The 25,777-nt window shown below is 64.1% G+C and carries 23 protein-coding genes; 20 read left to right on the top strand and 3 right to left on the bottom strand.

Features of this window, described 5'->3' with window-relative positions:
• Window positions 1–75: 75 nt before the first annotated feature.
• The 6 genes from infB (at window position 76) to HMPREF0291_RS06985 (ending at window position 7,366) form a co-directional block, all read left to right on the top strand.
• The gene (gene infB / locus HMPREF0291_RS06960) at window positions 76–2,940 is read left to right on the top strand and encodes a translation initiation factor IF-2 (RefSeq protein WP_005289732.1); all 2,865 of its coding nucleotides are present in this window, start codon (window positions 76–78) and stop codon (window positions 2,938–2,940) included.
• Between the two features lie 148 nt (window positions 2,941–3,088).
• On the top strand, window positions 3,089–3,529 hold the full coding sequence (gene rbfA, locus HMPREF0291_RS06965) for a 30S ribosome-binding factor RbfA (protein ID WP_040423637.1): 441 nt from the start codon (window positions 3,089–3,091) through the stop codon (window positions 3,527–3,529).
• A complete protein-coding gene (locus HMPREF0291_RS06970; RefSeq protein WP_005289736.1) occupies window positions 3,529–4,527 on the top strand; it encodes a DHH family phosphoesterase in 999 nt (332 codons plus the stop codon). The genes rbfA and HMPREF0291_RS06970 overlap by 1 nt, the downstream gene beginning before the upstream one ends.
• 3 nt (window positions 4,528–4,530) lie before the next feature.
• Window positions 4,531–5,826, top strand: a complete 1,296-nt coding sequence (locus tag HMPREF0291_RS06975) for an MATE family efflux transporter (RefSeq protein ID WP_005289738.1) — start codon at window positions 4,531–4,533, stop codon at window positions 5,824–5,826.
• A 23-nt stretch (window positions 5,827–5,849) separates the two neighbouring features.
• Window positions 5,850–6,668: a metallophosphoesterase family protein gene (locus tag HMPREF0291_RS06980; RefSeq protein WP_005289739.1), complete on the top strand. Its 819-nt coding sequence runs from the start codon at window positions 5,850–5,852 to the stop codon at window positions 6,666–6,668.
• Complete coding sequence (locus tag HMPREF0291_RS06985; protein WP_005289741.1) at window positions 6,665–7,366, top strand: 4'-phosphopantetheinyl transferase family protein; 702 nt, start codon at window positions 6,665–6,667, stop codon at window positions 7,364–7,366. The genes HMPREF0291_RS06980 and HMPREF0291_RS06985 overlap by 4 nt, the downstream gene beginning before the upstream one ends.
• On the opposite strand, the gene truB is transcribed toward HMPREF0291_RS06985, so the two are convergent.
• Window positions 7,328–8,248 carry a tRNA pseudouridine(55) synthase TruB gene (gene truB / locus HMPREF0291_RS06990; protein WP_005289742.1) on the bottom strand — a complete coding sequence of 307 codons (921 nt, stop codon included), beginning with the start codon at window positions 8,246–8,248 and terminating at the stop codon, window positions 7,328–7,330. The genes HMPREF0291_RS06985 and truB overlap by 39 nt on opposite strands.
• Between truB and HMPREF0291_RS06995 the strand changes: the two genes are divergently transcribed.
• The 4 genes from HMPREF0291_RS06995 to HMPREF0291_RS07010 all read left to right on the top strand — a co-directional run bounded on the left by HMPREF0291_RS06995 (window position 8,247) and on the right by HMPREF0291_RS07010 (window position 13,064).
• On the top strand, window positions 8,247–9,239 hold the full coding sequence (locus HMPREF0291_RS06995; protein ID WP_005289744.1) for a bifunctional riboflavin kinase/FAD synthetase: 993 nt from the start codon (window positions 8,247–8,249) through the stop codon (window positions 9,237–9,239). The genes truB and HMPREF0291_RS06995 overlap by 2 nt on opposite strands.
• Window positions 9,240–9,272: 33 nt before the next feature.
• Entirely contained in the window at window positions 9,273–10,241 is a 969-nt protein-coding gene (locus HMPREF0291_RS07000; protein WP_005289745.1) for a nucleoside hydrolase, read from the top strand.
• A 125-nt stretch (window positions 10,242–10,366) separates the two neighbouring features.
• Window positions 10,367–10,636 carry a 30S ribosomal protein S15 gene (gene rpsO / locus HMPREF0291_RS07005; RefSeq protein ID WP_005289747.1) on the top strand — a complete coding sequence of 90 codons (270 nt, stop codon included), beginning with the start codon at window positions 10,367–10,369 and terminating at the stop codon, window positions 10,634–10,636.
• Window positions 10,637–10,760: 124 nt separating this feature from the next.
• On the top strand, window positions 10,761–13,064 hold the full coding sequence (locus HMPREF0291_RS07010; protein WP_050748872.1) for a polyribonucleotide nucleotidyltransferase: 2,304 nt from the start codon (window positions 10,761–10,763) through the stop codon (window positions 13,062–13,064).
• Between the two features lie 79 nt (window positions 13,065–13,143).
• Here HMPREF0291_RS07010 and HMPREF0291_RS11330 read toward each other — a convergent pair whose 3' ends face one another.
• Window positions 13,144–13,821: an AMIN-like domain-containing (lipo)protein gene (locus HMPREF0291_RS11330; protein ID WP_005289753.1), complete on the bottom strand. Its 678-nt coding sequence runs from the start codon at window positions 13,819–13,821 to the stop codon at window positions 13,144–13,146.
• Between the two features lie 147 nt (window positions 13,822–13,968).
• Between HMPREF0291_RS11330 and dapB the strand changes: the two genes are divergently transcribed.
• The 7 genes from dapB to HMPREF0291_RS07050 all read left to right on the top strand — a co-directional run bounded on the left by dapB (window position 13,969) and on the right by HMPREF0291_RS07050 (window position 23,837).
• Window positions 13,969–14,715, top strand: a complete 747-nt coding sequence (dapB, locus tag HMPREF0291_RS07020) for a 4-hydroxy-tetrahydrodipicolinate reductase (RefSeq protein WP_005289755.1) — start codon at window positions 13,969–13,971, stop codon at window positions 14,713–14,715.
• Window positions 14,715–15,467, top strand: a complete 753-nt coding sequence (thyX, locus tag HMPREF0291_RS07025) for an FAD-dependent thymidylate synthase (protein ID WP_005289757.1) — start codon at window positions 14,715–14,717, stop codon at window positions 15,465–15,467. The genes dapB and thyX overlap by 1 nt, the downstream gene beginning before the upstream one ends.
• 14 nt (window positions 15,468–15,481) lie before the next feature.
• Complete coding sequence (dapA, locus tag HMPREF0291_RS07030) at window positions 15,482–16,372, top strand: 4-hydroxy-tetrahydrodipicolinate synthase (RefSeq protein WP_005289759.1); 891 nt, start codon at window positions 15,482–15,484, stop codon at window positions 16,370–16,372.
• Between the two features lie 2 nt (window positions 16,373–16,374).
• Window positions 16,375–18,498, top strand: a complete 2,124-nt coding sequence (locus HMPREF0291_RS07035) for a ribonuclease J (protein ID WP_005289760.1) — start codon at window positions 16,375–16,377, stop codon at window positions 18,496–18,498.
• Window positions 18,499–18,611: 113 nt separating this feature from the next.
• Complete coding sequence (locus HMPREF0291_RS07040; protein ID WP_005289761.1) at window positions 18,612–19,241, top strand: TIGR03085 family metal-binding protein; 630 nt, start codon at window positions 18,612–18,614, stop codon at window positions 19,239–19,241.
• 93 nt (window positions 19,242–19,334) lie between these two features.
• Complete coding sequence (locus HMPREF0291_RS07045; protein ID WP_040424383.1) at window positions 19,335–22,445, top strand: FtsK/SpoIIIE family DNA translocase; 3,111 nt, start codon at window positions 19,335–19,337, stop codon at window positions 22,443–22,445.
• 216 nt (window positions 22,446–22,661) lie between these two features.
• Window positions 22,662–23,837 (top strand): TerC family protein, encoded by a 1,176-nt coding sequence (locus tag HMPREF0291_RS07050; protein ID WP_005289765.1) that lies wholly within the window; start codon window positions 22,662–22,664, stop codon window positions 23,835–23,837.
• A gap of 15 nt (window positions 23,838–23,852) precedes the next feature.
• Here the strand turns inward: HMPREF0291_RS07050 and HMPREF0291_RS07055 are convergent, their stop codons facing one another.
• Entirely contained in the window at window positions 23,853–24,125 is a 273-nt protein-coding gene (locus tag HMPREF0291_RS07055; protein WP_005289767.1) for a YciI family protein, read from the bottom strand.
• Between the two features lie 33 nt (window positions 24,126–24,158).
• On the opposite strand from HMPREF0291_RS07055, the gene pgsA reads away from it, so the two are divergent.
• The 3 genes from pgsA to HMPREF0291_RS07070 are packed head-to-tail and all read left to right on the top strand — an operon-like array spanning window position 24,159 to window position 25,759.
• The gene (gene pgsA / locus HMPREF0291_RS07060) at window positions 24,159–24,722 is read left to right on the top strand and encodes a CDP-diacylglycerol--glycerol-3-phosphate 3-phosphatidyltransferase (RefSeq protein ID WP_005289769.1); all 564 of its coding nucleotides are present in this window, start codon (window positions 24,159–24,161) and stop codon (window positions 24,720–24,722) included.
• The gene (locus HMPREF0291_RS07065) at window positions 24,719–25,342 is read left to right on the top strand and encodes a CinA family protein (RefSeq protein WP_005289771.1); all 624 of its coding nucleotides are present in this window, start codon (window positions 24,719–24,721) and stop codon (window positions 25,340–25,342) included. The genes pgsA and HMPREF0291_RS07065 overlap by 4 nt, the downstream gene beginning before the upstream one ends.
• Window positions 25,343–25,396: 54 nt before the next feature.
• Window positions 25,397–25,759, top strand: coding sequence for a helix-turn-helix domain-containing protein (locus HMPREF0291_RS07070; RefSeq protein ID WP_005289773.1), 363 nt, complete (start codon window positions 25,397–25,399; stop codon window positions 25,757–25,759).
• Window positions 25,760–25,777: the final 18 nt, after the last annotated feature.

The following is a 25,777-nucleotide window of genomic DNA, read 5'->3' on the forward strand; positions in this document are numbered from 1 at the left end:
ATGAACGTCATGACCATCGTCTAGAGTCCGGTCGCGTAGCAGCGGCCCGTCTCTAGCCCAACCACGAGGAGACACGTGCCCGGAAAGCTACGCGTTCACGAGCTTGCGAAGCAGCTCGGCGTAACAAGTAAGGAATTGCTCGCCACCCTGAAGGAGGAAGGCGAGTTCGTCAAAACCGCTTCCTCCACCATCGAACCGCCGGTGGTGAAGAAGATGAAGGCGGTTTATGAGGCCCGCGGCGGCGCAGACAGCGGCGACGCGAAGAATGCTAAGGACACCAAGGCCGATTCGGCTGCGAAGAAACCGGCTGCTAAGCCGGCGGCGAAGCCTGCCGCCAAGACGCCTGCCGCGAAGAAACCGGCTGCCCCGAAGTCTGACAGCGCTCAGGCTGAATCTGCCGCGCCGAAGCCGGCAGCTGCAAAGCCCGCCGCGAAGCCGGGGCCGAAGCCCGCGGCACCCAAGCCCGCGTCCAAGCCGGCTGCTGAGAAACCTGCGGACAAGCCCGCTCCGAAGCCGGCAGCGGCGAAGCCTGGCGCACCGAAGCCGGCTGCGAAGCCCGGCCCGAAGCCGGGCGCAAAGCCTGGTGAGGGCGATGCTGGATCCGCCATGCCGCGTCCGATGCCGAAGCCGGGTGGCCGCCCCCGCGTGGCCAATAACCCGTTCTCCTCGAATGCAGGCGGTCCGCGCCCGCAGCCGCGTCCGGGCGGTGGCCCCGGCGGCCAGCAGAAGCGCGGCGGTGGCCAGGGCCAGCGCAGCGGCGGCCAAGGCGCACCGCGCCCGGGCGCACGTCCCGGTGGCGGCGGAGGAGCTCCGAGCCCCGCAGATATGGCGAACCACCCGAACCCGGCACAGATGCCGTCCCGCGCCGCAGGTAAGCGCGGCGGCGGTGCGGGCGGCCGCGGTGGACAAGGCGCCGGTGGTCGTGGCCGCGGTGGCGGCTTCGGCGGTCCCGGTGGCGGACCTGGTGGTCCCGGTGGTCCCGGCGGCGGTTTCCGCGGTCGCGGTGGGCGCCGTGGCGGTACCGCCGGTGCATTCGGTCGTCCCGGTGGTGCACCGGGCAAGCGCCGTAAGTCCAAGGGCCAGAAGCGGGCCGAGTACGAGGAGATGCACGCACCGAACGTCATTGGTGGCGTTCGCCTGCCCGACGGCGGCGGCAAGACCGTCCGCTTGCGTCAGGGTGCGACTCTGACCGACCTGGCTGAGAAGATCGGCACCGAGGCATCGAGCCTCGTGCAGGCTCTGTTCAACCTCGGTGAGATGGTCACCGCGACCCAGTCTGTGTCTGAGGAGACACTGCAGCTGCTGGGTGCGGAGATCAACTACGAGGTGCAGATCGTCTCCCCGGAGGACGAGGACCGCGAGCTTCTCGAGTCCTTCGACCTGCAGTTCGGGGAGGACGAAGGTGGCGAGGAAGCTCTCGAGCAGCGCCCGCCGGTGGTCTCCGTCATGGGTCACGTCGACCACGGTAAGACCCGCCTGTTGGACTCCATCCGCCAGGCCAATGTTGGTAAGGGTGAGGCCGGCGGCATCACCCAGGGCATCGGTGCTTATCAGACCGAGGTCACCCTGGAAGACGAGCCGCGCAAGATCACCTTCCTGGATACCCCGGGTCACGAGGCCTTCACGGCGATGCGTGCCCGCGGTGCGAAGTCGACCGACTTGGCCATCCTGGTGGTCGCAGCCGACGACGGTGTCATGCCGCAGACGGTGGAGGCCATCAACCACGCCAAGGCAGCGGAGCTGCCGATCGTGGTGGCTGTGAACAAGGTGGATAAGGAAGACGCCCAGCCGGACAAGATCCGTGGCCAGCTCACCGAGTACGAGCTGGTTCCGGAAGAGTACGGCGGCGACACGATGTTCATCGACATCTCGGCAAAGCAGGGCACGGGCATCGACGAGCTTCTCGAAGCCGTCCTGCTCACCGCCGATGCAGCGCTCGAGCTGACTGCGAACCCGGACATGGACGCTCAGGGTCTGGCCATCGAGTCCCACCTGGACCGCGGCCGCGGCCCTGTCTCCACGGTGATCATTCAGCGCGGTACCCTGCGCGTCGGCGACTCCATCGTCGTCGGCGGCAACTTCGGCCGCGTGCGCCGCATGGTCGACGAGTGGGGCAATGACGTTGAGGAGGCTGGCCCGTCCCGTCCGGTTCAGGTCCAGGGTCTCAACGGCGTTCCCGGCCCCGGCGACAACCTGCTCGTGGTGGAAGACGACCGTGTCGCGCGCCAGATCGCTGCACAGCGTGACGCACGTCAGCGCGCCGCGATGCAGGCCCGCCGCAAGAAGCGCGTCTCCCTGGAGAACCTGGACCAGGCGCTCAAGGAGACCAGCACCCTCAACCTCATCCTCAAGGGCGACAACGCCGGTTCGGTGGAAGCCCTCGAGGAGGCTCTGCTCAAGATCGAGGTGGACGACGAGGTGGAGGTCAACATCATCGACCGCGGTGTCGGTGCTGTGACCCAGACCAACGTCTCGCTGGCTGCGGCGTCCGACGCTGTCATCGTGGCCTTCAACGTCCGCTCCGAAGGCAAGGCCACCGAGGAAGCCAACGACGAGGGCGTGGAGATCCGCTACTACTCCGTTATCTACCAGGTCATCGACGATGTCGAGGCCGCTCTCAAGGGCATGCTCAAGCCCATCTACGAGGAGCGCGACCTGGGTGCGGCGGAGATCCGCCAGATCTTCAAGGCCTCCGCTGTCGGCCTCATCGCCGGTTGCATGGTCACCGAGGGTTCGGTCAAGCGCGGTGCCAAGGTCCGTCTGGTCCGCGACGGCAACGTCATCACACCGGACGCGACAATCGATTCGCTGCGCCGCGAGAAGGACGATGTCACCGAGGTGGCCAGGGGCTACGAGTGCGGTATGGTCCTGTCCTACCCGGACATTCAGGTCGACGACATCATCCAGACCTACGAGATGGTCGAGGTGCCGCGCACGTAACGTCGAAAAGCAATAATTGCTTATCGACGATTCCCCGGCAGCGCCCCGCGACGAGAGAGACCCCTCTCGCGCGGGGCGTTGTGCATGCGCGGGGTAGAGTGGTGGCTTGAATTGACGGCAGCTCAACGTGAGTCAAGGAGTGGTTACTGTGGCGGATAACACGCGCGCACAACGACTAGCTAAAAGGATCCAGACGATTGTCGCTAGCGCTATTGAGCGCCAGATCAAGGATCGCCGGCTGGAGCTTGTCACAGTGACCGATGTCCGTGTGACCGGTGACCTCCACGACGCGACGGTGTACTACACGGTGCGCGGCGAGGGCATTGATGATGAGCCTGATTACGACGCTGCTGCAGAGGCACTCACCCGCCACAAGGGACAGCTACGCAAGATTGTCGGTGAGGAGCTGGGCGTTCGGTTCACTCCGACGTTGACGTTTGAGCTGGACACGGTTCCGGAGGCGTCGGCACGCATGGAAGAGCTGCTGGCCCGTGCCCGCGCGCGCGACGAAGAGCTCGCGGAGCTGAAAAAGAACGCGCAGCCTGCTGGTGCCGCTGACCCCTACAAGACCCGAGCGGGGGACGAGTAATGGCCGCAATGCCCGGTTTGTTCGCGCCGGGTGAAGGCCAGTTCGCCGCGGTTGCGCAGCGCCTGAGCGAAGCTCCCGTCGTGCACGTGGTGACCCATATCCGCCCGGACGCAGACGCCATCGGGTCCGCATCGGCGCTCGCTCTCGGTCTGCAGTCGATCGGCGTGGAGGCGACGGTGCGCATTGGCCAGCACGAGGAGATCCCGGAGAACTTGGCGACGATCCCGGGTGTCACCGATGTCATCCTCGGCGAGCCACTGCCCGCAGACGGCTTGGTGGTGACCACTGATTGCGCTTCAATTGACCGCACTGGGTCTTACCGCTCGGTGATCCAGCAGGAGCGTGACCGGGTCGTGGTCATTGACCACCACGAGTCCAACCCAGGCTTTGGAAGTATGAACTTGGTCTTGCCCTCGGAGTCCACGACCGTGATCATCCGCGAGCTGTTCGGGCATTTGGGTGTGGAGATCACCCCGGAGATGGCTTACTGTCTGTACGCCGGTTTGGTGACCGACACGGGCAGTTTCCGCTGGGGCACCCCGCGGATGCACCTGCTCGCCGCTGAGCTGATGGGACTGGGCGTGGAACCGCGCTCTGCCGCGATGGCGCTCATGGATGCGGTCTCTGCTGAGGATCTGCGCTTGATGGGTGCTGTCATGGCCGGAATGGAGACCCGTGTGGCCGGCCACCACACCATGTCGGTGCTGGCTATTGATGACGAGCATCTGCACGGCATGAACCAGACCGCTGTGGAATCCATCATCGAGTACTCCCGCGCGCTGACCGGCAGCGACATCGGTGTGGTGTTCAAGGAGCTCCACCCCGGTTATTGGTCGGTGTCGCTGCGCTCCAGCGTGGTGAATGTCGCCGAGATCGCTGCAGTGCACGGCGGCGGCGGACATATCCCGGCGGCCGGTTATTCGGCCCGCGGTCCTGTCGCAGACGCTATCGATGCGCTGCACGCGACCGTGGCTGCCCTCGACGCGACGGCGCTGTGACCTGTGGTTGAATCGCCTGCTGAAACTGTCACTGCGCGCCGAGTTCTCGCTTTGGCGCTGCCTGCGCTTGGTGTGCTTGCGGCCAACCCGCTGTATCTCTTGCTGGACACAGCCGTCATCGGCCGGCTGGGAGCAGGTGAGCTCGCTGCGCTTGCCGCCGGCGCGACCGTGCAGTCGACGGTGACCACGCAGCTGACGTTCCTCTCTTACGGAACCACGGCGCGTTCCTCCCGGTTCTACGGTGCGGGGAAGAAGGAAGATGCCGTGGCCGAAGGCGTCCAGGCGACGTGGGTGGCCATGGGGGTCGGGTTGTTGCTGGCCACCATCGTGTGGCTGTTCGCCCGCCCGATCGCGCTGTTCCTCACCAACGACTCCGCCACCGCAGACCTTGCTGCGAACTGGATGCACGTCGCCGCCATCGCGATCCCGCTGACGTTGATCATCATGGCGGGCAACGGCTGGCTGCGCGGGATCCAGAACACCAAGCTGCCGTTCTATCTGACCCTGTGCGGACTCATCCCCGGCGCGGCGGCGCTGCCGCTGCTGGTCAACCGCTTCGGGCTCGTGGGGTCGGCGTGGGCGAATGTGATCGGCATGGGCATTACGGCCGCAGGATTCCTTATTGCGCTGACCCGGTCCCACAACGGCGGGTGGGCTCCCGACTTCGCGGTCATCCGCCGCCAGCTGGTGCTCGGACGTGACCTGATCCTGCGGTCTCTGTCGTTCCAGGTGGCTTTCGTCTCCGCAGCGGCGGTGGCAGGGCGCGTGGGTGTCGCTGCGTTGGCGGCGCACCAGATCATGCTGCAGTTGTGGAACTTCCTCACCCTGGTGCTCGACTCGCTGGCGATTGCCGCCCAGACAATGACGGGGTCCGCGCTGGGCACCGGCCGGGTGCAGGACGCGCGCCGGGTGGGGGAGCAGGTGACCAAACTCTCCGCCGGGTTCGCGTTCCTCCTCGCCGCTGTCTTCGCCATCGGTGGGCCGCTGATCCGCGGGCTATTCACCACGGACGCTTCTGTTCTCGACGTCATGGCCACACCGTGGTGGCTGCTCATCGCCATGATCGTGGCAGGCGGAGTGCTCTTCGCGCTCGACGGCGTGCTGCTCGGCGCCAGCGATGCGGCGTTCCTACGCAACCTCACCATCGGTTCGGTGCTCCTTGGATTCCTGCCCGGCGTACTCATCGCCTACTGGGCTGGCACTGGTCTGACAGGAATCTGGGCGGGGTTGGCCGCGATGATCGCGATCCGGCTCGCTGGTGTCATCTGGCGTTTCACGTCGATGCGGTGGGCGCAGTGAGCAGCGGTTAGAGTGAACTCACCATGACTACCGCGACCAGCACGACCAGCACGCTGTGGGCAGTTTCGGACCTTCACCTCACTGTGAAAGCGAACCGGCCATGGCTAGATGAAATCCAGCCGCAGGATCCCTCCGACTGGCTCATCGTTGCCGGCGACGTCGCCGAGCGCACTGACCTGGTGGTTCGTGTCATGGCGAAACTCGCTGAGAGGTTCGACACTGTCGTATGGGTTCCGGGAAACCATGAACTCTTCAGCCGCAGTATGGATAGGTACAAGGGGAGGGAGAAGTACGCGGATCTCGTCGCAAAGCTGCGTGCTTTAGGTGTGATCACCCCGGAGGACCCGTACCCCGTTTTCGGGGGCGTGACCATCGTGCCTTTGTTCACGCTGTATGACTACTCGTTCCGCATGCCCACCATGACTGTGGAGGAAGCGCTCGAGTCGGCGCACGCGCAGCAGATCGTACTGACTGACGAAGTGGCTATCGCGCCGTTTGTCGACATTCGTGCGTGGTGCTGGGACCGCTTGGCGTACTCCACCCGCCGGCTGTCGCGCATTGAAGGCGAGACCATCCTGGTCAACCACTGGCCCCTGGTGCAGGAACCGACGAACTACATGATGTTCCGTGAGATCGCGCTGTGGTGCGGCACCCGGCACACGCGCGGCTGGGCCAAGCGCTACAACGCGCGCGCTGTCATTTACGGTCACCTGCACATGCCCGGCGTGCAGCGGATCGACGACGTCGACCACATCGAGGTCTCTCTCGGCTACCCCGAAGAATGGAAGCGTCAGACCAACCGTCCCACGTGGCCGTACCCGGTGATGGAGGTGCAGCAGTGATCGACAAAGAGCTGTTCCCTGACCCGGCGCGGGTGGTGTACATGCGGATCGACGACACCGCAGAGACCACCGACCTGACCAACTACAACGACCTGCATCCAGAGGAGAGGGTGGTGGTCAGCCGGGCCGTCGACATTCGGAAGAGTGAGTTCGGCGATGCCCGCTGGTGCGCTCACCGCGCGCTGCAGGAGCTCGGGTTGGAATCGGCGGGCTCGATCCTGAAGGGTGAGAAGGGAATGCCGCTGTGGCCAGACGGTTACACAGGCTCCCTTACCCACACGGAAGGTTTGCGCGTTGCCGTCGCCGCCCCGTCGAGCGAGTTGCTCTCCGTCGGCATTGACGCTGAGCCCGCCGAGCCGTTGCCCGAAGGCGTGCTCGACCAGATCGCACGCTCAACCGAACGCCACTGGGTGGATAAGCAAAAGTCTGCGGGCATTGCGTGGGCAGACCGCCTGTTGTTCTGCGCGAAGGAAGCGACCTATAAGGCGTGGTTCCCCATGGCGCGGCAGTGGCTCGGTTTCGAAGATGCCGAGATCGAAATCCGCTCCGACGGCACCTTCATCGCGTACCTCCTGGTGCGGCCCACTCCGGTCCCGTATATCCGCGGCCGGTGGGTCGTGCGCGGAGGGTACGTCTACGCCTCGACGTTCGTGCCGGCGTTACAGCGTCGAGGGACGGGCGACAAAGAGCGTCGATAAGCGCTTGCCCTTTTCGCGGACAAGCGCCACGGCGCGGCCATCCGGTCCCACAGCGGCGTGAACGCCGTCGAGCCCGCGCGGCTCGAGCCACTTGCCCATGGCCAGCGCAGCGAATTCGTCAGCGGTGACGTTCAGGACAGGCCACGCAGCGGTGAGTGCTTCATCGAGCGAGAGCGACAACGCGGGGGAGTCCTCGAGCCGCTCGAGCGTGCGCGCGTGCTCCAACGTGAAAGGGCCGACTGCTTCACGGCGCAGCGCCGTCAGGTGCCCACCCACTCCGAGCGTCTCGCCCATGTCCCGGGCGAGCGAGCGGATATACGTTCCCGAAGAGCAGTGCACCCGTGCATCCACGTCGACGAAGGAACCCTCGCGGCGGATGCCGGCGACGTCGAAAGAGAACACTGTCACCGGCCGCGCCGGGATGTTCACCTCTTTGCCTTCGCGGACGAGCTCGTGGGCGCGCTTGCCGTCGATTTTGATGGCGGAGACTTTCGACGGCACCTGCATGATCTCCCCGGTGAGTGCAGTGACCTGTTCCATGATCTGTTCGTCGGTGAGCGTGGACGCGTCGGTCTCAGCGAGGACGTCGCCCTCGGCATCGTCGGTCGTGGTGGACGCACCGAGGCGGATCGTGGTCGCATAGACCTTGTCATCGGCCACCAGGTGCGCAAGCAGCTTCGTGCCGCGCTCAATGCCCGCGACCAGCACACCAGTGGCCATCGGGTCGAGCGTTCCCGCATGTCCCACCTTGCGCGTTCCGAAGAACCTGCGTAGCTGCGCGACCACATCGTGGCTGGTCATTCCTGCCGGTTTATCCACGACGACAATGCCGGAATTCGCCAGCGGATCGGTGTGGTTGGCGGTCTGCGCATCAGAGTTCATGGATCCAACCCTATGCACTACTCTGGCGCGGGTGGATATTTTGTCTGGGCTCGAGGACATTCCCGCTGATCTTAAGGACCCGGTAGTCACCATCGGCGTGTTCGACGGTGTGCACCGCGGCCACCAGATGCTGATCAACCGGGCGGTCGAGCACGCCCAAGCGGCCGGAGTGCCCAGCGTGGTCATGACGTTCGACCCGCACCCCGTCGCCGTGTTCGCGCCCGACCAGACACCGCCTGTATTGCTTCCGCTCGCCGAGCGCGCTCGTCTCATCGCGGACCTCGGAGTGGACTACATGCTCGTCATCGACTTCACCCGGGAGCTCGCAGGAGAGAGCCCGGAGGAGTACTTCGAGTCGGTGATCGTCAATAAGCTGCACGCCTCCCGCGTTGTCGTCGGCGAGAATTTCACATTCGGCGCAGGCGCCTCCGGTACCGCGCAGACCATGCTGGCGCTCGGTGAAAAGTACCGCGTCGACGTCGATGTCGTTTCCTTGCTTTTCGACGGATCCGCCCGCATCTGCTCCACCTCCATCCGCTCCGCCTTGCGCGACGGTGACGTCGCCGGGGCAGCCGAATTCCTGGGGAGGGAATTCTCCATCACCGCCCCGGTGGAGCGCGGTGCCGGCCGCGGCGGGCGCGAACTGGGCTACCCGACAGCGAACCAGTACGTCGCCGATACCGGTGCTGTGCCTGGTGACGGGGTCTACGCCGGCTGGTTCACTGTCCTCGACTCCTCACCTCTCGACGGGGACATGGAACCTGGAATCCGCTATGCGGCTGCGATTTCGGTGGGCACTAACCCGACCTTCGGCGACGATCGCCGCAGCGTCGAATCGTTCGTCCTCGACCGCGATGCCGACCTTTATGACCGTCTCGCCCGCGTGGAGTTCATTGCCAAGGTGCGCGACATGGTCAAGTTCGACTCTGTCGACGAACTACTGGAGAACATGGCCCGCGATGTCGCACGGGTCCGCGACATTCTTTCCTAGCTCGCCTGCGCCTAACGGCTAGTGTGGTGTCCCATGAGCAAAAAGATGATTCTGGATCTGGACACCGGCATCGACGACGCGCTCGCCTTGGCGTACGCCCTCGGTTCCGAGGAAGTCGACCTCATCGGTGTGACCGGCACTTATGGCAACGTGCTGGTGGACACCGGTGTGCGCAACTCCCTTGCCATCCTCGAATTGTTCGGCCGCACCGGCGTGCCGGTCTTTGCGGGACCGGACCACGCGCGTGTGAAGGACTCCTTTGAGGTGCTGGAGATCTCCGAGTTCATCCACGGAGTCAACGGCGTGGGCGAGGCTCAGCTGCCGGAGCCGACTCGCTCGGTGGAGGAAAAGTCCGCGGTGGACTTCCTCGTGGAGTCGGTGGAACAGTACGGAGACGACCTGGTCATTGTCCCGACAGGCCCGTCGACGACGATTGCCGCAGCGATTGAGGCGAGTGAGACCTTCGCTGAGAAAGCCCACATTGTCATGATGGGCGGTGCGCTGACCGTCCCCGGCAACGTGGCACCGTGGGCCGAGGCGAACGTCAACCAGGACCCCGAAGCTACTGATTTGCTCTTCCGCCGGGCGAAGGACGTCACCATGATCGGCCTGGACGTCACCCTGCAGACGTTGCTCACCTACGAAGAGACCGCGAAGTGGGAAGCACTGGGCACCCCGGGCGGAGACTTCTTAGCCGCTGCCACGAACTACTACATCAAGGCCTACGACACCACGGCCCCGCACCTGGGTGGCTGCGGCCTGCACGACCCGCTGGCTGTCGGTGTGGCGATTGACCCGTCGCTGGTGACCACCATCGACATCAACCTCAAGGTCGACACAGAAGGGGAGACCCGCGGCCGCACAATCGGCGACGAGACCCGGCTGAATGACGAGGAGAAGACGGCGCGGGTTGCTGTTGGCGTCGATAAGCAGCGCTTCTTGGATGAGTTCATGCGGCGCATTACCGCGCTTGCCGCGAACTCCTCGCGCAGTGGCGATTAGGATCTCGCGCGGCACGTGCGTTAACATGCTCATTCGGCCGTGAAACCAACGACTGTGGTCCGCAGCAGTCCTTCCCACGGCTAGATCCGATGATTGCGGACTGAAACAAACAAGGAGAAACACTCATGGCTCTTTCCACTGAGAAGAAGACTGAAATCCTCAAGGAGTACGGCGTCCACGAGACCGACACCGGCTCCCCGGAGGCTCAGGTCGCACTGCTGACCGAGCGCATCAACAACCTGACCGAGCACCTGAAGACCCACAAGCACGACCACCACTCCCGTCGTGGCCTGCTGCTGCTCGTCGGTCGCCGCCGCGGTCTGCTGAAGTACCTGCGCGAGAACAACGTTGAGCGTTACCGTGACCTCATCGCTCGCCTGGGGCTGCGCCGCTAAGCCCACGCGCTGAAGTGCACAGCGCCTCGTGCCCAGTTCGTCTGAACTGGGCATTTTTCATGCCCACCTGGTAGTATGCCGGGGTGTTGCAAGTCAAACATGCGGCGGCACCGATGATCGCCGAATCAACCCCCCAGAAAGGGATCTTTTGAGCAAGAACAAGCACACCCCGGACAACGCTGTTGAGGTCAATGTCGACGAGGAGTTCGGGATCACCGAATCCGTCGCTGTTCTGGACAACGGTGACTTCGGTGAGCGCACCATCCGTTTTGAGACGGGCCAGCTGGCACGCCAGGCTGGCGGGTCGGTGACGACCTACCTCGACGATGACACGATGCTGCTGTCCACTGTGACCGCATCTAATCAGCCGCGCGAGGGTTTTGACTTCTTCCCGCTGACCGTCGACGTGGAAGAGCGCATGTACGCCGCGGGCAAGATCCCGGGCTCCTTCTTCCGCCGCGAGGGCCGTCCCTCCACCGAGGCTATTCTGGCCTGCCGCCTGATCGACCGCCCACTGCGCCCGACGTTTGTGAAGGGTCTGCGCAACGAGGTGCAGGTTGTGGTCACGGTCATGAGCTGGAACCCGGAGGAGTACTACGACGTCGTTGCCATCAACGGTGCATCCGCCGCAACGCAGCTGTCCGGCCTGCCGGTCTCGGGCGCTGTCGGTGGTGTGCGCATGGCGCTCATCGCCGACGACCAGCACCCGGAGGGCCAGTGGGTCGCGTTCCCGAACCACGAGCAGCACGAAGCCGCTGTGTTTGAGATGGTCGTTGCCGGCCGCATTGTGGAAAAGAAGAAGGGCCGGAAGAAGGTCCAGGATGTCGCGATCATGATGGTCGAGGCAGGTGCGGGCGCTAACGCCGTGAAGCTTATCGACGGTGGCGCTCCCGCCCCGACCGAGCGCACCGTCGCCGAGGGCCTGGAGGCTGCTAAGCCCTTCATCCAGACTCTGTGCGAGGCGCAGAACGCTCTGGCAGACAAGTCCGCGAAGGAAACCCAGGACTTCCCGCTGTTCCCGCCGTACTCCGACGAGGTCTTCGACGCTGTGGAGAAGAAGGCGTCCAAGAAGCTGTCGAAGCTCTTGACCATCCCGGGCAAGCACGAGCGCGATGACGCGACCAACGAGTACATGGAAGAGATCGAGGCAGATCTGCTCGAGACTTTCGCTGGCGAGGACGCCAGCAAGGAGATTCGCGCCGCGTACAACGCGGTGATGAAGCAGATCGTCCGCGACAAGATCCTCTCCGAGGGCTTCCGTATTGACGGCCGCGGTGTCACCGACATCCGCGACCTCGAGGTCGAGGTCGAGCTCATTCCGCGTGCGCACGGCTCCTCCCTGTTCGAGCGCGGCGAGACCCAGATCCTCGGTGTGACCACCCTGGACATGCTGAAGATGGAGCAGCAGCTGGACTCCCTCCACCCGGAGACATCCAAGCACTACATCCACCACTACAACTTCCCGCCGTACTCCACCGGTGAGACTGGCCGGGTTGGCTCTCCGAAGCGCCGCGAGATCGGCCACGGTGCTCTCGCCGAGCGCGCCCTGATTCCGGTCATTCCGTCGAAGGAGGACTTCCCGTACACGATCCGCCAGGTCTCCGAGGCTCTCGGCTCAAACGGATCGACCTCCATGGGTTCTGTTTGTGCCTCCACGCTGTCGCTGTACAACGCTGGTGTGCCGCTGGCTGCTCCGGTGGCCGGCATCGCCATGGGCCTTGTTTCTGGCGAGGTCGACGGTGAGACCAAGTACGTGGCACTGACCGACATCCTCGGTGCTGAGGACGCGTTCGGCGACATGGACTTCAAGGTCGCTGGTACGTCCGAGTTCATCACTGCTTTGCAGCTGGACACCAAGCTCGACGGTATCCCGTCCGACGTTTTGGCCAGCGCTCTGGATCAGGCGAAGGAAGCCCGCGAGACCATCCTGGACACCATGGCTGAGGTCATCGAAGGCCCGGATGAGATGAGCGCGCTCGCCCCGAAGATCACCACGGTGCGCGTCCCCGTTTCCAAGATCGGTGAGGTCATCGGCCCGAAGGGCAAGACCATCAACCAGATCACCGAGGACACCGGCGCTGACGTCTCCATCGAGGATGACGGCACGATCTACGTGTCCGCCGCTACCGGTGAGGCTGCTGACGCTGCGATCGAACAGATCAACTCGATTGCCAACCCGCAGCAGCCGAAGGTGGGGGAGCGCTACCTGGGCACTGTGGTCAAGACGGTCGCGTTCGGCGCGTTCGTCTCGCTCACCCCGGGCCGCGACGGCCTGGTGCACATCTCCAAGCTCGGCGGCGATAAGCGCATTGAGAACGTCGAGGATGTGGTCAACGTCGGCGACAAGATCGAGGTGGAGATCGCGGACATCGACAACCGCGGCAAGATCTCGCTCGTCCCGGTCTCTGAGGACGAAGACGAGAACTAAGCCGAAAACAAAGTCCCTCCGATCCGGCTGATAACCGGGTCGGAGGGAATCGCGGAGAAGCGCCCCACGGGGCGTTTTTCTATTTCTCGAAGTCGACGACTAGGCGCGTTGGGTTCTCCAGGATGCTCACCTTGTACGGGCGGGTGTCCTTCAGGCCCACGAAGTACTGGGATGCGCCCTCGAACGTGCCTTGGTTCACGACATCTACGACCGCACCGCTAGCCAAACCCAGGTTGGTCTTGCCCGCGTACTTGTGGTCCGGGGTCATATCCAGCGAGGTGCCGTGGATGAGCAATTCGAAGTGCGCATCGCCGGGCACCTCGACCGGATTGCCCGACGTATGCTGGCGCGGATCATCCGTGTATCCAGCGTGGAACCTCGGTTGACCGGTTCCTTCGAACTCGAAGACAAGGCGGTCGTAATTCTCGTGGCTACCCACGCGGATATCGGTCGTGCGCAGTTCCGCGGGGTCGCCGTCGAACTGCTCTGTGGGTTCAGTGCTGAAGTCGCCGTCAGCGCCGGGTTGCATGTCTGCGGCCCCCAGTGTGTTCTGCTGGCCATCTTCCGTTCCTGTCGGCTTCGTCGCAGAGTTCTCCGCGTCCTTATCGGCAGCGTCGGCATCAGGGTTTGTGGAGGTGCTCATCTGGGGTTCTGGAACGGTCTCGCCGGTGTCGCAGGCAGAAAGAGCAAGACCAGCCGCCGCGAGGACAGCGACAGCCGCTGAGGCATGTGTCTTCTTCTGTGGTGTGTGTTTCATATGTGACAGCCTAGCTGGGTGCGGACTCCGGAGCGGTTGCGACGGGCCGGGGACAGCACGCAACGGTGGCGAACGGCGGCCAGCGATGCCGCGCTAAGGTGGTCCAGAGAAAGCAGACGAAGCAAAGTGCGACAGAAAGGGCAACGCATGACTATCAAGGTGGGAGTTCTCGGAGCGAAGGGCCGCGTGGGCTCGGCAGTCGTGGCGGGTGTGAACGCCGCTGAGGACTTGGAACTGGTCGCAGAGGTTGACGCAGGCGATTCTTTGGATCTCCTCACCGACAACGGTGCTGAGGTCGTGGTGGACTTCACCACCCCGGGCGTGGTCATGGACAACCTGGAGTTCTGTATCAATAACGGCATTCACGCCGTGGTGGGCACGACTGGTTTCGACGAGGAACGTTACGGCCAGGTGCGTTCCTGGCTCGAGGCCAACCAGGGCGTCGGTGTACTCATCGCGCCGAACTTCGCTATCTCCGCTGTGCTGGCCATGGCGTTCGCCCGCCAAGCAGCTCCGTTCTTCGACTCTGCAGAGGTCGTGGAGTACCACCACCCGAACAAGCTTGACGCTCCGTCGGGCACGGCGGTGAAGACCGCCCAGGGCATTGCGCAGGCCCGCAAGGACGCCGGCATGGGTGCGATGCCTGATGCGACAGAGCAGGCTCTCGACGGTTCGCGCGGTGCCGATGTCGACGGTGTCCACGTGCACGCCGTGCGCATGCAGGGCATGGTCGCCCACGAGGAAATCATCTTCGGCACCACCGACCAGTCCCTGACCATCCGCCAGGATTCCTATGGGCGTGACTCGTTCGTGCCGGGTGTGTTGACGGGTGTTCGGAACGTCGATAAGCATGCGGGACTGACGATCGGCCTGGACTCCTACCTGGGGCTGTAATGACGCAAAGCAGGAATCTCGATGTCCAACTGATCGCCGCAACTTCGTTTGCGGCGCCAGCGGATGTCGCGTGGGAGCAGGATGGGCAGGCCACGGATGCCGAAGCACTCGTGGAGTTCGCGGGCCGGGCGTGTTACGAGACCTTCGACAAGCCCAACCCGCACACCGCTGCCAACGACGCGTACCTGCGACACATCCTCGAAGTGGGGCACGACGCGTTGCTCGAGCACGCCACCGCGACGCTGTACATCCGCGGGCTGTCGCGTTCTGCAGGCAACGAGTTGCTGCGCCACCGCCACCTGTCGTTTTCGCAATTGAGCCAGCGCTTTGTGCCTGCCGCTGAAGCAGATGTGGTCATCCCGGACGCCATCGCGGACGACGCGGATCTCAAACGCATCTTCCTCGCCGCTGTCGATGAATCGCGCTTCGTCTACGAGGAGCTTTTGGGCGCGCTGGAGGAGAACACTGAGGACGAGCCGAACGCGCTGCTGCGCAAGAAGAAGGCCCGCCAGGCCGCGCGCGCGATCCTGCCGAATGCCACTGAGACGCGCTTCGTGGTCACCGGCAACTACCGCGCCTGGCGCGGCTTCATTGCGGCGCGCGCCAGTGAACACGCTGACGTGGAAATCCGCGCGCTCGCCATCGCGTGCTTAGAGATTCTTAAAAAGCAAGCACCAGCGCTTTTCGACGACTTCCTCATCAGTACGCTTGCCGACGGTTCCGTCATGGCCACCAGCCCGTACGCCGGATAGTAACCTGTTGAGCTATGGGCATTACTAAGAATGAATTAGGAACCGTCGGCGTCGCCATGGCCACCCCGTTCGACAGCAACGGTGACCTGGATCTCGAGACAGGCCGGAGGTTGGCGGCCCACCTCGTAGACAACGGGGTCGACCTGCTGATCTTGGGTGGCACGACCGGAGAATCGCCGACCACGTCCGCCGATGAGAAGCTCCAGTTGATCACAGCGGTGCGTGAGGAGCTCGGCGACCGCGTCAAGATCATGGCCGGCTCGGGCACGAACGACACCCGCTCCTCGATCGAGCTGTCGCGGGCCTCCCGCGATGCCGGGGCAGACTCCCTGCTGGTTGTCACCCCGTACTACTCCAAGCCGTCCCAAGCGGGACTTCTCGCTCACTTCAGCGCTGTGGCGGAGGCGACGGAACTACCGATCTGCCTCTACGACATTCCCGGCCGCTCCGCGATCCCCATCGCCGGCGACACCATCCGCGCGTTGGCGGAACTGCCTACCGTCAAAGCCGTGAAGGATGCGAAGGGCGACATGCTGGAGGCCACCGCGATTATCAATGACACGGGGCTGGACTGGTACTCTGGCGACGACGTTCTCAACCTGCCGTGGTTCTCCCTCGGCGCGATCGGTGTGATCTCCGTGATTGCGCACGCCGCACCAGGGTTGATGAGAGAAATGGTGACAAGCTTCGAGGAAGGCGACCTCGCCCGAGCTCGGGAAATCAACGCCAACACCATGTGCGTGCTTGCTGGACAGCAGGCCGTGCTTGGTGGAGTGACATTTGCAAAGGCAGCCCTGCGCTTGCAGGGCATCGAGGTCGGAGACCCCCGTCTGCCCATCGTCGCACCCGACGAGAAGCAGCTGGAGGCGCTGCGACGTGACATGGAAAAGGCTGGAGTCCTTTAAGTATGAATGAATCCCGTAACCGCTCCCGCAAGGTGTCCCGCAAGGCGGGCCCGCCAGAGGCTGGCGACCAGCAACCGGTGTTCCAGACCCCGGACACCCCGCCCGCCGACAACAATGCCGATGCCGGCAACGACCGTGGGGGCCGGGATAACCAGGGCTCCAACAATAACGGCGGCGGCAACGGCAAGAACGACAACGGCGGCAACGGTGGCGGTTCGAACAACGGCGGTAACCGCTCTGGCAACAACCGCGGCGGAAACGGTGGCAACGGCGGAAATGGCGGCGGTGGCAACAACCGTGGCCGTGGACGCGGACGTGGCGGCCGTGGGGGAGGCCGCGGTGACAACCGCCGTAACCCAATGAAGTCGATGCAGGGTGCGGACCTGACGAAGCGTCTGCCCGCCCCGCAGAAGCCGGCAAACGGTGCGCTGCGTATTTACGCGCTCGGCGGCATCTCTGAGATTGGCCGCAACATGACCGTGTTCGAGTACAACGGTCGCCTGCTCATTGTGGACTGCGGTGTGCTCTTCCCGTCTTCGGACGAGCCGGGTGTGGATCTCATCCTGCCGGACTTCGGTCCGATCGAGAACAAGCTGGATAAGGTTGACGCGCTCGTGGTCACGCACGGGCACGAGGACCACATCGGCGCGATTCCGTGGCTGCTCAAGCTGCGCCCGGACATCCCGATTTACTCCGCGCGCTTCACCAACGCGCTCATCGCGGCCAAGACCCGCGAACACCGCCAGAAGCCGAAGCTGCACGAGGTCAACGAGAAGTCGGAGATCACAGCAGGCCCGTTCAACCTGCGCTTCTGGCGCGTAGGCCACTCGATTCCGGACTGCCTCGGTGTGGTGATCAAGACCGGTGCCGGCACCGTATGCATGACCGGTGACATCAAGCTGGACATGACCCCGTACGACAACAAGCCGACGGACCTGCCCGCGCTGGCCCGCTACGGCGACGAGGGCATCGACCTGTTCCTCTGCGACTCCACGAACGCCACCATTCCGGGCATCTCCAGTTCGGAGGCTGGCATCGAGGAGACACTGATCCGCCTAGTCCAGGGTGCGAAGCAGCGCGTCGTCCTCGCATCCTTCGCCTCGAACGTGTCCCGCGTGCAAATGGCGATCAACGCTGCGGTGGCGTCGGGCCGCAAGGTCGCCTTCAACGGCCGCTCCATGATCCGCAACATGGAGATCGCGGAGAAGATGAGCATGCTCAAGGCTCCACGCGGCACGATCATCCCGATCGAAGAGGCCGCGAAGATGGCCCCGCACCGCGTCATGCTCATCACCACCGGTACGCAGGGTGAGCCGATGGCGGCGCTGTCGCGCATGTCGCGCCGCGAACACCGCCAGATCACGGTACGTGACGGCGACCTGATCATCCTGTCCTCCTCGCTCATTCCGGGCAACGAGGAAGCGGTCTTCGCTGTGATCAACAACCTCGCTCAGATCGGTGCGACGGTGGTGACCAACGAGGATGCTCACGTCCACGCGTCCGGTCACGGTTACGCCGGCGAGCTACTGTTCCTCTACAACATTGCTCGCCCGCGTAATGCCATGCCGGTCCACGGTGAGTGGCGCCACCTGCGTGCCAACAAGGAGCTGGCAATTGCGACTGGCGTGAAGCCAGAGAACACTGTTCTGGCGCAGAACGGTGTGGTCGTGGACATGGTCGACGGCAAGATCACGGTCGCTGGCCAGTACCAGGTTGGTCACCTCTACGTTGATGGCACCACCATGGGCGATGTCGACCCGGATGTTCTGGCAGACCGCACTTCACTGGCGTCCGGCGGTGTCATCTCCATTACCTGTCTGATCGACGACCGCACAGGCAGCCTCATCGAGAAGCCGAAGGTGTCTACCACAGGTCTCATCGACGATGATCGTGGTGTCGTCCCGGTCATCCAGGAGCTGGTGGAGACCACCATGTCTGACCTGGCTGCCGAGGGTGAGAATGACCCGTACCGCATGGTGCAGCAGCTGCGCCGGCGCATTTCCCGCACCATCGAGCAGAAGTACAAGCGCGAGCCAGTCATTCTGCCGACCGTGGTGCCGATGAACACCGACGACATCACCCCGGCGTCGCCCGAGGAGATCGCGGAGTCCCGCGAGTCGCTGTAGACGAGCATTGCTTATCGACGCGCCCTGCCGTAGTAACGGCAGGGCGTTTCCTTGTCATCTGGGCGGTAGATGCGCACAGACTCGCTCGCCCCAGCCGCGCTAGGCTGGGGCTCATGTCGTTTCAGCAAAAAGAACGCGAGAAGCTCGCCGAACTCATGCTCGAGGTCGGCCCCGACGCCCCGACTTTGTGCGAGGGCTGGACTACCTATGACCTAGCAGCCCACCTGTTCATCCGCGAGCACCGCACGCACCTCGCGGGTGGGTACGTCGTATCGGCCCTCAAGGACCTGACTCGATCTGCGCAGGAGAAAGCCAAGCAGCAAGAGTCGTATGAGCACTTGGTCAACGAGTGGGCGGCGGGACCACCGCTGCACATCAAGCCTCTGGACAGCTTCATGAACGTCTCCGAGAACTTCATCCACCATGAGGACGTGCGTCGCGGTTCCGGCACCGTAGAACCGCGCGAGTTCTCTCGCGCTGTCGAGACGAAGCTGATGGGCGCAGCCAAGATGATGGGGAAGATGGCCTTGACGTCCTCCGACGTGCCGGTGGTGCTCACTCCACCGAACCACCCTCCCGTCACGCTCGGCGGCAAGCGCGGTCTGGCTGAGCAAGGCGACCGTGTCGTGCGCGTGAAAGGCGAGCCGGGCGAGTTGCTGCTCTGGGTCACCGGCCGCGACGCTGTCCAGGTCGAAATCGAGGGCAACGAGGCGGACATCCAGGAAGTGAAGCGCCAGTTCTAGTCTTTAGGCTTGACGCGCATTCTCAATCATTGAACCACTGAAACCGGTGTGGCGTATGTGACTTGAGGTGTGCTGGCCATTAACATGGTGGCCATGTCTGTCACCAGTACCCAGCGCCGCGGCGGCGCGCGCGACACCGGCGGAACTCGCCCGTACCGTGGCCGCTCTACGTCCGATTCCACCGGCTCCACACGTGCAGCCGACACCGCCAACGAGCGTGTCGGCTCTGCTGTCGGCGCCGTCGGGCGCGGGCTGGGCAACGCCGCTCGCGGGGCCACCAGCTCATTCCGGGCCGTTGGTGGGGGAGCCAGCGGTGGGCGCGGCCGTAAGCGCCGCGACGAAAACTTGCTTGACGACGATCAGCCCACCACTGGCCGCGGATCCCGCGCCTTGACCCCTGAAGAGGCCTACGCCGACGAGACCACCCCGAAGTCGACACGGCGCAAGCGGACGACGCGCGACACTTCTCCCGCAACGGAACCGGCAGCTGATTCCCGTTCTGCTGACGCTGATTATGCCGACGCCGCCGTGGGGCTCAACGGCCGACGCGTTGACGCGGTCGGCCTTGTGCTCATCGGCCTAGCGGCGATCCTTGGCGCTTCGGTGTGGTTGGATATTGCCGGCCCGGTCGGGGCGGCCATTGCGAACGGGACCCACTGGGTCATTGGTGCCGGCGCTCTCGTGCTGCCCGTGATCCTCGTCTGCGTTGCCATCGCGATCATGCTCCGCCTGGGGTCGAACGCGTCCGAGCGCGCGCACAGCGGTTTGGGTCTGACCATCATCGGCATCTGCATGCTCGGTCTGATCCACATCTTCGCCGGAACGCCCGAAACATGGGAAGGCCGACGCGTCGCCGGGGGTGCGATCGGCGCTTTCGTCGGTGGCCCGCTCAGCGCAGGCTTTAGCCCGTACGTCGCTGTGCCGCTGCTGATTCTCGTCATCGTCTACGCTGCGCTGTTGGCTACGGGTATTACCGTGCGTGAATCCTTCGACTACATCCGCGCACTGTTCCGCAGCATCGCTGACAATGCGCGCACGCCCGACCCGGAGGACGACCTCGCCGACGATGACATGTACGGCCATGTCGAAGACGACCTCGATAACATCGCCGAGGGTCGCTCACGCCGCCCGCGCGGGTCCAGCGCTCGCGTAGAGCCCACGCTTTTCGACGTCCCCACCGACAGCAACTACGACGACTACGACGACTACGACCAGGTCGACCGTGGCGGTGGCGCTAACCGCACCCAAGTGCTGGACCCGCAGGCAGAACCACCGCGGAAGAAGCGTTCGACCCGCAAGAAGGTCGCTGTCGCACCGACCACCGTGGACGACGACATCGACGGCACTGACATTGACGGTGCCGACACCCACGCAACGGACACCGCTGACGCTGCTGACTCTGCAGACCCTGTCGCGCAGTCGCGTGAGCAGATGCGCCAGGCGATCATCGCTCGCTCCGGCATTGACGCATCGGCTGTGCCCGCATCTACTCCGAACTCGGAGAAGGAGAAGGCGAAGTCCGGCCAGGCCGACAAGGGTGACGCCGCTGACCAACCTCAGGCGCGTGAGCCGGAGACGTGGTCGCAGACGGATTACACGGTGCCGTCGACAAGCTTGCTCGTGGCTGGCCAAGCGCCGAAGACACGCACTGAGGCCAATGACCGGATGATCGAGGCGATCACCGATGTCTTCGAGGAGTTCAATGTCGACGCCCGCGTGACCGGGTTCTCGCGCGGACCGACAGTCACGCGTTATGAGGTCGAGCTCGGCCCTGGTGTGAAGGTCTCCAAGATCACGAACTTGCAGTCCAACCTGGCCTACGCTGTGGCAACCGACAACGTCCGTCTGCTCACCCCGATTCCCGGCAAGTCCGCTGTGGGTATTGAGGTCCCCAACGCCGACCGTGAGATGGTCCGCCTGCGCGACGTGCTCGAAGCGCCGAATGTGCGTGGCGACCATGACCCGATGCTCATCGGCCTGGGCAAGAACATCGAAGGCGATTTCGTGTCCGCGTCGGTGCAGAAGATGCCGCACCTGCTGGTGGCGGGTTCGACCGGTTCCGGTAAGTCGGCGTTTGTGAACTCGATGCTGGTGTCACTGCTGACGCGTGCGACGCCGGAAGAGGTGCGCCTGATCCTCGTTGACCCGAAGATGGTCGAGCTCACCCCGTACGAAGGCATCCCGCACCTGATCACCCCGATCATTACGCAGCCGAAGAAGGCCGCGGCCGCCCTGCAGTGGCTGGTTGAAGAGATGGAGCAGCGCTACATGGACATGAAGTCCGCGCGCGTGCGCCACATCAAGGACTTCAACAAGAAGGTCCGCTCCGGCGAGCTGCAGGCACCTCCGGGGTCCGAGCGTGAAATGCGTCCGTACCCGCTCATCATCTGCGTTGTCGACGAGCTCGCGGACCTGATGATGACCGCGCCGAAGGAGATCGAGGATTCGATTGTCCGCATCACCCAGAAGGCCCGCGCGGCGGGCATCCACCTGGTGCTGGCCACGCAGCGCCCGTCTGTCGACGTGGTCACCGGCCTGATCAAGACGAACGTGCCGTCACGTCTCGCCTTTGCGACGTCCTCTCTCACGGACTCCCGCGTCATCCTGGATCAGGGCGGCGCCGAGAAGCTCATCGGTATGGGTGACGGCCTGTTCATCCCGCAGGGCGCTGGCAAACCGCAGCGTCTGCAAGGCGCGTTCGTGTCCGATGAGGAAATCCAGGCCGTTGTGGACGCCGTCAAGGAGCAGGGCGAGCCGCACTACACCGAGGGTGTCACCGAGGAGAAAGCTGCCGAGAAGAAGGACATTGACGAGGAGATCGGCAAGGACATGGACGACCTCCTCGAGGCCGTCGAACTCGTGGTCACCTCCCAGCTCGGCTCCACGTCCATGCTGCAGCGCAAGCTGCGCATCGGCTTTGCCAAGGCCGGCCGCTTGATGGACCTGATGGAAACCCGCGGCGTCGTCGGCCCGTCCGAAGGCTCAAAGGCCCGCGAGGTGCTGGTCAAGCCGGAAGAGCTGGACACCATCTTGTGGATGATCAAGGGTGCAGATCCGGCAGACGCGCCCAAGGAAGTGCTTGACGACGCCTCCGATGCCACCGACGGTGCCGCCGACGACGGCGATGCGACTCCGTCGTCGGATGCCGAAGGCGACACGAAAACTGTCAAGGCCACGTACAACCCATCCGGCGGAGCGTTCTAGGTAGCACACCGCCGCGCGCCGATGGTGCGTGTTCAAGCTGGGCGGTGTAGTATTGCCATCCGTTGGAGGGGAGTACCCCGAAAGCGCCTTGGATCGTCAACACGGTTCGACGGGCGGCCGCATGGTCGCGCGTTGCCCGGTCCAGGCGGCCCGCCGTCGCAACGCGCAGGTGGGGGAGACCTCCGGTCCGTACCCGTTTTGACCGGAGGTCACATCATGCACGTCCCTTTGTGGATCTGGCTTGTCACGTCGGCAGTCATCCTCGGCTTCTTCATCTTTGACTTCGTCTCCCACGTCCGCACTCCGCACGAGCCCTCCATGAAGGAATCCGGTGGTTGGGCAGCGTTCTACATGACCATGGCGGCGATCTTCGGCGGCATTGTCTGGTGGCAGTGGGACGCGGAGCACGGTGTGCAATTCTTCACCGGTTACATCACCGAGCTGTCGCTGTCGGTGGATAACCTCTTCGTCTTCGCGCTGATCATGGGCGCCTTCAAGATTCCGCGCGCGTACCAGCAGAAGGTGCTGCTCATCGGTATCGTCATGGCGCTCGTGTTCCGTCTGATCTTCATTCTGCTGGGCGCTGTGATCATCTCGGCGTGGTCGTGGGTGTTCTACATCTTCGCCGCGTTCCTGCTCTACACGGCGATCAAGCTGGTGTACGACGAGGCCACCGATCAACCTGAGACCGACCCGAACGACATGCTGGTGGTCAAGACGCTGCGCAAGGCTATTCCGGTGACGCAGTCCTACCACGGCGACAAGCTCATGTCTGTCACCGAAGCAGGCAAGAAGGCCGTCACCCCGCTGTTCGTGGCCTTGCTGGCAATCGGCTTCATCGACGTGATGTTCGCCTTCGATTCCATCCCAGCCATCTTCGGTATCACCACCGAACCGTTCCTCGTCTTCACCGCAAACGCATTCGCGCTGCTCGGCCTGCGCCAGCTGTACTTCCTGCTCAACGGTTTGCTGGACAAGCTGGTGTACCTGCCATACGGCCTGGCCGTGGTACTGGTATTCATCGGAATCAAGCTTTTGCTCCACGCCCTGCATGAGAACAACCTGCCGTTCATCAACGGCGGCGAAGGCTTTGCAGTGCCTGAGATTGGCACGGTCACCTCGCTCGTTGTGATTGTCGGCGTGCTGGCCATTACCGCCATCGCCTCTCTGATCAAAGAACGCCAGATGGTCAAGAACGGCGAAAAGGACCCGAACGGCCCGCAGTTCCACATCGATTACGACGACCACGGCAACCGCCGCAAGGTCGACCCAGACGGCAACCACCTCGAGTGGATTGATGATCCTGCGACGTCCGGCAAGGGCGACCACACCGCCACTGGATCGCGCGACACCGGCCACCTCGACGTCTCACGCGGCGGCCAGCAAGCGTAACCGCCGGAGGCGGAGCTAGAACGCGTTGATCACCGGGTTCCACTCGCGGATTTCGCGGTCCGCGAGCGCGCCCGCCTCGGTGTAGGGGTCCGCGGCGAGAATCTCCTCGAGCGCCGCTCGGTCCGCCACGCGGAAGAGAATAAGCGACTGGGCGTCGCCCTCGAACGGCCCGGCCGCGACCACGATGCCATCGTCCTTCAGGGCGGTCATGTAGTCGCGGTGGCGGGGGCGGGTGGCGCTGATGAGCGAGCGCTCACCATAGGTGTAGGTCACTGCGTAGTACGTCATGGACCCCGAGTCTAGGGATGTAGGGTTAGAACTGTGACCGAACCAGCACCCAAACAGTCCAACTGGAACCTGCCCAACATTCTGACCTCGCTGCGTATCCTGTTCACGCCAGTTTTCGCGTGGCTGGTGCTTTCCCAGCAGTGGTGGTGGGCGTTCGGGGTGTTTGTCGCACTCATGATCACCGACAAGCTCGACGGGGACATCGCGCGTTCACGGGGGCTGATCACGGACTTCGGCAAGATCGCCGACCCCATCGCCGACAAGGCGCTGATGATCACGGCGCTGGTCACCTTGAACATCGCCAGCAACCTGCCGGTGTGGATCACCGTGGTCATCTTGGTCCGCGAACTGGGGATCACGTTCTGGCGGATGTGGATGCTCCGGCAAGGCAAGGTGGTCCCAGCGTCGAAAGGCGGAAAGCTCAAGACCGTCCTGCAGACCGTCGGTGTGGCTATGTACCTGTGCCCGCTGCCTGGCTGGATGGACATTCCGACGCTGGCGGTAATGCTCATCGCGGTCGCGGTCACCGTGGTCACGGGCGTGCAATATCTTGTCGACGGTGCGCGGGCCAACGCAGCAGGTAAGGCCTCCGCATGACCCGCTCCCTAGTCCCCCGGATCGAACAGGTCGATGTCGAGCGCAGCGTCCAGATTCGTGTCGCGGAGGCACTCGCAGCCGACATTATCGACGCGCTGCGTCGGCGGAAAGAAACTCTGGCGCTTTGCGAATCTCTCACGGCCGGGCTGGCCACCGCCACCGTTGCCTCCGTGCCGGGCGCGTCCGATGTGCTGCGCGGCGGCCTGGTCACCTACGCGACAGACCTGAAGGAAACACTCGCCGGTGTGCCCGAGGCGGTGCTGGATCTGCACGGCCCGATCCACTCGGCGACGGCACGCCACATGGCGCGCGGAGCGAGAACAGCGTGCGGTGCCAACTGGGGCGTAGCGCTGACCGGCGTCGCAGGACCCGACAGCCAGGACGATCACCCCGTGGGAGAGGTGTACATCGGGGTATCGGGGCCGCGGCGTACCGCCGCGACGAGAGCCGCCGGCATTCTCGCGCTCGACTACCCGAACGCGGTGCGGTACTCGCTCGTCCCGTGGTCTGCGACCCCGCAGCGGGTCGTGGCAGGGAACCGTCAACAAATTCGCGAGAACGCTGTGCTCGCCGCCATGTTCGCCCTGCGCTATGAAATCGAGGGTGTGAGCAGGCGCTAGACTGTCGGGAACACGACGGGAACAATATCTGCCGACCAACCGTTGAATAACACGATGGCAACTACAACAACGCTCAAATACCAGCCCGCACATGCTGCTCCGGTGGAGCAGCCGGCGACGTCGACACGCATTCGTGAACCGCTGCTGCGTGAGGCGCTCGGCATGTCCCTGCGCGCTTTCCGTGCAGATAAGGGAGTGACCCTGCGCGAACTGGCCACGCAGGCGCGCGTGTCGCCGGGCTACCTCTCCGAGCTCGAACGCGGCCGGAAGGAAGTCTCCTCCGAGCTGCTCGCCTCCGTGTGCCTGGCGCTTGATACCACCGTGTCCGATCTGCTGCTCGAGGCAGCAGCGAACCTGTCGCTGCAGGCGATGGCCGACGAACTGGCTCACACCCCGCCGGCAGCCGCCGAGGTCTAAGCGCTGCCTGTTCGCCGC

The organism is Corynebacterium genitalium ATCC 33030, from assembly GCF_000143825.1.
GTDB classification, from domain to species: Bacteria; Actinomycetota; Actinomycetes; order Mycobacteriales; family Mycobacteriaceae; genus Corynebacterium; species Corynebacterium genitalium.